The 1,165-nt window shown below is 47.6% G+C and carries 1 protein-coding gene; it reads left to right on the top strand.

Annotated features, from left to right (window positions below; genetic code table 11):
* Positions 1 to 1,165, top strand: a 1,165-nt coding sequence (gene tuf, locus R7Q48_RS24500) for an elongation factor Tu (protein WP_171345263.1), incomplete at both ends; no start/stop codon positions are given.

Raw genomic sequence — 1,165 nt, 5'->3', positions numbered from 1 at the left:
TGTCTAAAGAAAAATTTGAACGTACGAAACCGCACGTTAACGTTGGTACTATCGGCCACGTTGACCACGGTAAAACAACTCTAACTGCAGCTATCTGTACTACTCTTGCTAAAGTTTACGGCGGTGTAGCTAAAGACTTCGCATCTATCGATAACGCTCCAGAAGAGCGTGAGCGCGGTATCACAATCGCAACTTCTCACGTTGAGTACGACACTCCATCACGCCACTACGCACACGTTGACTGTCCAGGACACGCTGACTATGTTAAAAACATGATCACTGGTGCTGCACAGATGGACGGTGGTATCCTAGTTGTTGCTGCGACAGATGGCCCAATGCCACAAACTCGTGAGCACATCCTACTAGGCCGTCAGGTTGGTATCCCATACATCATCGTATTCATGAACAAATGTGACATGGTTGACGATGAAGAGCTACTAGAACTAGTAGAAATGGAAGTTCGTGAACTTCTATCTGAATACGATTTCCCAGGTGATGACCTACCAGTTATCCAAGGTTCTGCACTAGGCGCACTAAACGGCGAAGAGCAGTGGGAAGCGAAAATCGTTGAACTAGCAGAAGCTCTAGATACTTACATCCCTGAGCCAGAGCGTGCGGTAGATCAGCCATTCCTAATGCCTATCGAAGACGTATTCTCAATCCAAGGTCGTGGTACAGTAGTAACTGGCCGTATCGAGCGTGGTATCCTAACTGTAGGTGACGAAGTTGCTATCGTAGGTATCAAAGACACTACTACAACTACATGTACTGGTGTTGAGATGTTCCGTAAGCTTCTAGACGAAGGCCGTGCAGGTGAGAACGTTGGTGCACTTCTACGTGGTACTAAGCGTGACGAAGTTGAGCGTGGTCAAGTACTAGCTAAGCCTGGTTCAATCACTCCACACACTAAGTTCGAATCAGAAGTATACGTACTGTCTAAAGATGAAGGTGGTCGTCACACTCCATTCTTCAAAGGCTACCGTCCACAATTCTACTTCCGTACAACTGACGTAACTGGTGACATCCAGCTACCAGACGGCGTAGAAATGGTAATGCCAGGCGACAACGTACAGATGACTGTAGAGCTAATCGCACCAATCGCAATGGACGAAGGTCTACGTTTCGCGATCCGTGAAGGTGGCCGTACAGTAGGTGCTGGTGTTGT

This window comes from Vibrio sp. 378 (genome assembly GCF_033339435.1).
This window is presented reverse-complemented; position numbering and strand designations above follow the sequence as displayed.